Source organism: Mycobacterium sp. MUNTM1 (assembly GCF_054660795.1).
Window position 1 is genome coordinate 5066 of the sequence record NZ_BAAGDE010000098.1, and the last position, 7218, is coordinate 12283.

6 protein-coding genes and 1 tRNA gene are annotated in these 7218 nt (G+C 67.0%); 6 read left to right on the forward strand and 1 reads right to left on the reverse strand.

The genetic code is table 11. From position 1 onward, the window contains the following. Positions 1–185: 185 nt before the first annotated feature. Positions 186–2975, reverse strand: coding sequence for a pyruvate dehydrogenase (acetyl-transferring), homodimeric type (aceE, locus tag ACYQ8K_RS29150; protein ID WP_459974727.1), 2790 nt, complete (start codon positions 2973–2975; stop codon positions 186–188). Between the two features lie 184 nt (positions 2976–3159). On the opposite strand from aceE, the gene ACYQ8K_RS29155 reads away from it, so the two are divergent. From ACYQ8K_RS29155 to ACYQ8K_RS29180, 6 genes are all read left to right on the forward strand, one after another. After that, entirely contained in the window at positions 3160–3747 is a 588-nt protein-coding gene (locus tag ACYQ8K_RS29155; RefSeq protein ID WP_459974729.1) for a hypothetical protein, read from the forward strand. 83 nt (positions 3748–3830) lie between these two features. Beyond that, positions 3831–4253, forward strand: coding sequence for a DUF3052 domain-containing protein (locus ACYQ8K_RS29160; protein WP_065030507.1), 423 nt, complete (start codon positions 3831–3833; stop codon positions 4251–4253). Then, positions 4253–4714, forward strand: a complete 462-nt coding sequence (locus tag ACYQ8K_RS29165) for a peroxiredoxin (RefSeq protein ID WP_459974731.1) — start codon at positions 4253–4255, stop codon at positions 4712–4714. Before ACYQ8K_RS29160 ends, ACYQ8K_RS29165 begins: the two co-directional genes overlap by 1 nt. A gap of 54 nt (positions 4715–4768) precedes the next feature. Further along, positions 4769–4843: transfer RNA gene (locus ACYQ8K_RS29170), tRNA-Val, on the forward strand. A gap of 128 nt (positions 4844–4971) precedes the next feature. Next, positions 4972–5934 (forward strand): redoxin domain-containing protein, encoded by a 963-nt coding sequence (locus tag ACYQ8K_RS29175; protein WP_459974733.1) that lies wholly within the window; start codon positions 4972–4974, stop codon positions 5932–5934. Positions 5935–6452: 518 nt separating this feature from the next. Then, a partial coding sequence (locus ACYQ8K_RS29180) for a DUF732 domain-containing protein (protein ID WP_459974735.1) occupies positions 6453–7218 on the forward strand: 766 nt, incomplete at its 3' end.

A 7218-nucleotide genomic window follows, 5' to 3' on the forward strand; every position in this document is an offset into this window, starting at 1 on the left:
TTTTCTTATTTTTTATTTTTTTTCTTGTCGGCCGCGCCTGCTCCCCGGCCGGCGGGGGGGGGGGGGGGGGCGGCGGGGGGGGGGGGGGGGGGGGGGGGGGGGCCCCCCCGCCCCCCCCCCCCCCCCCCCCAACGTGACGCCAGTGTCACGTTGGGCGCAGCGCGCCGAGCGCGGGTGCGCCCGGGTCAGGCCACGCCGGGGTCGGACGTCTGCTCCGGGGCGGCCAGCACGTCGTCGATCTTGTACTGGCGGGCGGCAGCGGTCGGCACCGACGGGTCGATCTCGCCGTCGCGGGCCAGCGCCTCCAGCACCGCGACCACCTGCGACTCGGCGTCGGTGTTGAAGTACCGCCGCGCGGCGGGCCGGGTGTCGGAGAAGCCGAACCCGTCGGTGCCCAGGGTGACGTAGGTGCCCGGCACCCAGGGCCGGATCTGCTCGGGCACCGCACGCATCCAGTCGGACACGGCGACCACGGGCCCGGTGGCGTTCGACAGGGCCTGGGTGACGTACGGGACGCCGGCCGGCTGGTCCGGGTGGCGCAGCCGCGCCCGGTCGACGGCCACGCCGTCGCGGTTCAGCTCTCCCCAGCTGGTCACCGACCACACGTCGGCGGCGACGTCCCACTCCGCGGCCAGCATCTGCGCCGCGTTCAGCGCCGACGGCATCGCCACCCCCGACGCCAGGATCTGCGCCGTGTTGGCCCGCTCTTCGGTGGCGACGTGATAGCGGTACAGGCCGCGCAGCACGCCCTCGGGGTCGAAGTTCTCCGGCTCGGGCGGCTGCACGTACGGCTCGTTGTAGATGGTGATGTAGAAGTAGACGTCCTCGGGGTTCTCCCCGAACATCCGCGCCAGCCCGCTCTCCACGATGTAGGCGATTTCGTAGGCGAATGCCGGGTCGTAGGCGACCACCGCCGGGTTGGTGCTGGCCAGCAGCAGCGAGTGCCCGTCGGCGTGCTGCAGGCCCTCCCCGGTGAGCGTGGTGCGACCCGCGGTGGCGCCGAGTAGGAAGCCGCGCGCCATCTGGTCGGCGGCGGCCCACAGGCCGTCACCGGTGCGCTGGAAGCCGAACATCGAATAGAAGATGTAGATCGGAATCATCGGCTCGTTGTGCGTCGCATACGACGTGCCCGCCGCGATGAACGAACCGACCGACCCGGCCTCGTTGATGCCCTCGTGCAGGATGTGGCCGGCTTCGCTTTCCTTATAGGCCAGCATCAACTCGGCGTCCACGGCGGTGTACAGCTGGCCGTTGCGGTTGTAGATCTTCAGCGACGGGAACCACGAGTCCATGCCGAAGGTGCGCGCCTCGTCGGGAATGATCGGCACGATGCGCGGGCCAATTTCCTTGTCCCGCAACACTTCCTTGAAGGTCCGCACCGTCGCCATGGTGGTGGCGACCTCCTGGGTTCCCGACCCCTTCTTCAGCGCGGCGTAGGTGTCGCGGCCGGGCAGCCGCAGCGCCTTGGCCTTGGTCCGGCGCTCCGGCAGGAAGCCGCCGAGGGTGCGCCGACGGTCGACCATGTAGCGGATCTCCTCGGCGTCGGAGCCGGGGTGGTAGTAGGGCGGCAGGTAGGGATCCTCTTCCAGCTGGGCATCACTGATCGGAATCCGGATCGCGTCGCGGAAGTCCTTAAGGTCTTGCAGTGCAAGCTTTTTCATCTGATGCGTGGCGTTGCGGCCCTGGAAGTGCGCACCCAGTGAGTAGCCCTTGATGGTCTTGGCCAGGATCACCGTGGGCTGGCCCTTGTGGTCGACGGCGGCGCGGTAGGCGGCGTAGACCTTCCGATAGTCGTGGCCGCCCCGCTTGAGGTTCCAGATCTCGGAGTCGCTCATGTTCTCCACGAGCGCCTTGGTGCGCGGATCGCGTCCGAAGAAGTGGTCGCGCACGTACGCGCCGTCGTTGGCCTTGTACGTCTGGTAGTCGCCGTCCGGCGTCGTGTTCATCAGGTTCACCAGTGCGCCGTCGCGGTCGGCGTGCAGCAGGGCGTCCCACTCGCGGCCCCAGACCACCTTGATGACGTTCCAGCCGGCGCCGCGGAAGTACGACTCCAGCTCCTGAATGATCTTGCCGTTGCCGCGCACTGGGCCGTCGAGGCGCTGCAGGTTGCAGTTGACGACGAACGTCAGGTTGTCCAGACCCTCCAGCGCGGCGACGTGCGCCAGGCCGCGGCTCTCCGGCTCGTCCATCTCGCCGTCGCCCAGGAAGCACCACACGTGCTGGTCGGAGGTGTCCTTGATGCCGCGGTCGTGCAGGTAGTGGTTGAACCGCGCCTGGTAGATGGCGTTGAGCGGGCCCAGGCCCATCGAGACCGTGGGGAATTCCCAGAAGTCGGGCATCAGCCGCGGGTGCGGGTAGGACGGCAGGCCGCCGCCGGCGTGGCTGTGCTCCTGCCGGAAGCCGTCCATCCGGTCGGCGGTCAGGCGGCCTTCCAGGAACGCCCGCGCATAGATGCCCGGGGACGCGTGGCCCTGGATGAAAATCTGGTCCCCGCCGCCGGGGTGCGCCTTGCCGCGGAAGAAGTGGTTGAAGCCGACCTCGTAGAGCGCCGCGGACGACGCGTAGGTCGAAATGTGGCCGCCCACACCGACTCCCGGGCGTTGCGCGCGGTGCACCATGATCGCCGCATTCCACCGGATCCACGCCCGGTAGCGCCGTTCGACGTCCTCGTCGCCGGGGAACCACGGCTCGAGTTCGGTGGGGATGGTGTTGACGTAATCGGTTGACGTCAGCGACGGGATGGCGACGCGCTGCTCGCCGGCCCGTTCCAGCAATCGCAGCATCAGATAGCGCGCCCGCGACGGGCCGGAGCGCTCCAGCAATTCATCGAAGGACTCCAGCCACTCCGACGTCTCTTCCGGATCGATGTCGGGTAGGTAGGAGGCCACCCCCTCACGGATCACCCGAACGCGGTCGGGTTCGGTTGCGCCGGTGGGGTTTGTGGCCAGATCGTGGCGCACGAACTCAGTTGTCAACGCACTACTCCTGTTGTGTGGCGGAATGTGTGCCGTAACGGGTGGGTCGCACCCTGCCACCATCGTGCCGCACCGGTGTTTCGCGCCGATAGCCGACGTCCGGTAGCCGCCGCAGCGTCGCCTGGCGAACGCCAACTCGGCGGGTCTGGGGCAAGTGGGCAACCCACCCGGTAACGTCAGGCTTGTGCTCATCCGGTGGGGTGCCGTCCCTCAGACGCAGGTGAAGGCTGTGCGCCGGCGCGGGGCGCTGGCCCTCGGGTGCGTCGCGGTGGCGCTGATGGGCATCGTCGGGTGCACCTCCGTCACCAATGGCACGGCGACGCCGGACACCAAAGTGGCGCCGGCCTACCGGCAGTCGGTGTCCGCGTCGGTGTCCGCGTCATCGGTGACCTCGAGCGTCCGGGAATCCCAACGGCAGCAGTCGCTGACTACCAAGGCGGTGCGCACCGCCTGCGCCACGCTGATCTCCACCAGCAAGAACGCGATCGACAAGACCAACGAATTCGTCCAGGCGTTCAACGCCGGCCGCGGCACCGGCCCGACCGAAGGCCCGGCCATCGACGCCCTCAACGACAGCGCCACCACGGTGGGCAACAGCTTCAGCGACGCGATGTCGCAGCAGATCAAGGACGCCTTCAACGCCTACATCGACGCCGCCCGCGCGGTGGCCAACGCCATCGGCACCCACGCGGGGACCGGGGAATTCAACAAGCGGGTCGATCAACTCAACGACACGAAAAAGAACGCGGTAAAACTGTGCCTGGCAACGTGATGATGCGGAAGTATGGACCAGGTTCTGGCTGTGCGACGATAATCCCCAATCGCATAGCGCGCGGACGTTAAGGAGGCTCCACGGTGGTCGCGGCGGATCACGCCCCGAGCTACGCCCGCAAGTTGGGCATCCAACGGGACCAGGTTGTCCAGGAGTGGGGCTGGGACGAAGACACCGATGACGAGATCCGCGCCGCGGTCGAGGAAGCCTGCGGCAGTGAGTTGCTCGACGAGGACACCGACGAGGTGGTCGACGTCGTCCTGCTGTGGTGGCGAGACGGCGACGGCGACCTGGTGGACACCCTGATGGACGCGATCGGCCCGCTGGCCGAAGACGGCGTGATCTGGGTGCTGACGCCCAAGACCGGCAAGCCGGGTCACGTGCTGCCGGCCGAAATCGCCGAGGCCGCCCCCACCGCCGGTTTGATGCCGACCTCGTCGGTCAACCTGGGGGACTGGAGCGCCAGCCGCCTGGTGCAGCCCAAATCCCGCGCCGGGAAGCGTTGATGCTGCCCGTCGGCACAGCCGCCCCGGATTTCACTTTGCGCGACCAGAACCAACAACGCGTCACGCTGAGTTCGTATCGCGAGGCCAAGAACGTTCTGCTGGTGTTCTTCCCGCTGGCCTTCACCGGCATCTGCCAGGGCGAGCTGGACCTGTTGCGTGACCACCTGCCCGAGTTCGAAAACGACGACAGCGCGACGCTGGCCATCTCGGTGGGACCGCCGCCCACGCACCGGGTCTGGTCGCTGGACAGCGGATTCACCTTTCCGGTGCTGTCGGACTTCTGGCCGCACGGCGCGGTCAGCCAAAGCTATGGCGTGTTCAACGAGGATGCCGGCTACTCCAACCGCGGGACGTTCGTCGTCGACCGGTCCGGGATCATTCGCTTCGCCGAGATGAAGCAGCCTGGCGAGTCCCGCGACCAACGGCTCTGGACGGCCGCGCTGGCGGCCTTGCGGGCCTGAGGAGGACCGAGATTTTGGGAAGTTGGCCTTCGGGCAGGTAGCCTGCCCGGGCACGGGCGCGTAGCTCAGTGGTAGAGCTCTGGTTTTACACACCAGCGGTCGGCGGTTCGATACCGTCCGCGCCCACCAATGTTGATGCGGGTCAGCCTCGCAGACCGATTCGACCGGGTTCGGCCGACGGATCCCGTAGGTAGTTCGGCCTTGACCAATTTGCTCGAGTATGGTCGCGCCGGGCTTCCCGGAGTTAATCTTTGCCGATGATCGCGGGCGAGAAGGCGCCTGACTTCACACTTTACGATCACACCGGTCGGCCCCAGGCGCTGTCGGCGCTCCTGGCCGACGGGCCGGTTGTGCTGTTCTTCTTCCCGCTGGCGTCCTCACCGATCTGCACCGCCCAGGCCTGTCATTTTCGGGACCTGAGCAACGAATTCGTGACGGTGGGCGCCCAGCGGGTGGGCATCAGTACCGACACCGTCGACAGGCAGGCCCACTTCGCCCAACAGCGCTCGTTCGACTATCCGCTGCTGTCGGACGCGGACGGCGTGGTGTCCGAACTGTTCGGGGTGCGCCGGGGCAGGCTCGCCAAGCTGCGCAGATCCGTCGTAGCGCGGGATGAGGCCCGGCGCGGTCGGCATACTCGGCGCCGTGGCCTGCTGGCCCGGCTGCTGCCGGTCAAACGAACCACCTTCGTCATCGACACCGATCGCACCGTCCTCAAGGTGGTCTCCAACGAGCTGCGCGCATCGGTGCACGCCGACCAGACGTTGTGGTTCTTGCAGCACCGCAAGGGGTTGCATAGTTCGCCGCATGCCGGGGGGAAACATTCCGACGCGGATCAGCAGTCGCAGGACGCGGGCGCAGAACGGAAAATCGCGAGCGAGGCGAGCCTGGTGCGGCCATACACGCTGACGGGAGGCCGTACCGACTCTGATTTCGAACTGCCACTCGAGGCTCCGGTCGAAGCGCTCACCACCACATCGAAGCCGCGCTGGCCGAAAAACGATGTGCGGGGCCAGATTCTGACGTATTGCATGCAGAGCCCGTCGGTCGCCGAGATCGCCGCGCGTCTGTCCTTGCCGCTTGGTGCGACGCGGTACCTGGTGGGTGAGCTTGTGACACAAGGTTATTTGCGGGTGCACACCCCCCTCGGTGACTTGATGACCATCGACGAACGACGTGAACTGATCAACAGGACCCTGCATGGCCTACGAGCACTCTGAGGGATCGGGCGCCGGGCTTGATGCCGCCTCCGTCCTTTGTTATACACGTGTTTCGTAATCTGGATAGGAATTCGCTAGCAGGATAACAGTTAACCCGCAGTACACGCCCAGGTAATGTACATGTCGCATTAAAGCGCGTGAGAAGTACGATTTTTTCATGCCGTTGGCTAACGGCAACGTATTTGCTGGGAATGCCACCCTGCGGTTGTTGGGATGTGTCGGGAAGGGTGAGGTCCACTTCACCCGGCGTCCCCGTTCGGCCCGCGGAAAAGCGCTCACACTATTGAGCACCGGCGTCTGCGCGGACGACTCCTACCGTCTGGTGACACAGGCGGTCCGCCGGCCGCGCCAGGGCGTCTTACGGGGTGCGCGTCAACGATTGTGCGCTCCACTTCCACTGGCGAAATCCCCTCGCGAACGTGCGCTGGGGACGCGCTGGGCGGGCGATCACGCCTGCGGCATAGGTGATTATCCAAAGTCCGCGCGGGGACGGGCTCTCGCAGAAGGGAAATCCTGTCATGTTCACCGCAACCACCAGGTGCACCGGCGTCACCAGCCGCGCCGGAGTTCTGGTTACCACCCTTGTATTGCTCAGCGGCGCAGCAATTCTGCGCGGCGGCGCGGCAGCGGCTGACTCAAACGAAGACGACCAATTCCTGGCACTTCTCGCCCAAGAAGGCATCCCCGCCCTCGAAGGCGTGCCGAGCCTGGTTGACACCGCTCATAAGGTCTGTCGCGCACTGAATGCCGGCATTCCGGCGGACCGCGTTTTGGACGCAATGGTCGAATATGCGGGAAGCAACGATCCGCCCGAGCGCCTCTACGCCCCCGGCCGCCTCGCGCGCACCGAAGCGCGGTTCATCACCGCGTCCGTAGGGGCCTACTGTCCATACGACCGCAGCAAAATCACCTTCCTCGTCACCGATCCCGCATCGCGATGGGATGATCCGGCGGGTCGGATGGCCGACGACATCCGCAACGCGGTCAATTCACGTGACGATCTGCGGAAGATGCGCGGTGGGTTGGACTTCGCCGTGCATGGCGCGGCGCTCGCCTCGTCGAACCGAGCGCTTCCCGCTGGAGAGGTCACCCAGCCCAACCCGCCGCAGCTTCCGGCGCCACCACCGCCGTTGGCGCACCAGGCACCACCCCAGCCGATCGCGGCACCGCCTCGGCCGCAACGGGTGCCGCCGCCACCGCGACAGCAGCCGCCCCTCCCGAGGGTTGCTCCGCAGCCGGGGGCCGCACCCGGCAATGGCGGCGGGGGTAGCACCGGCGGTGACC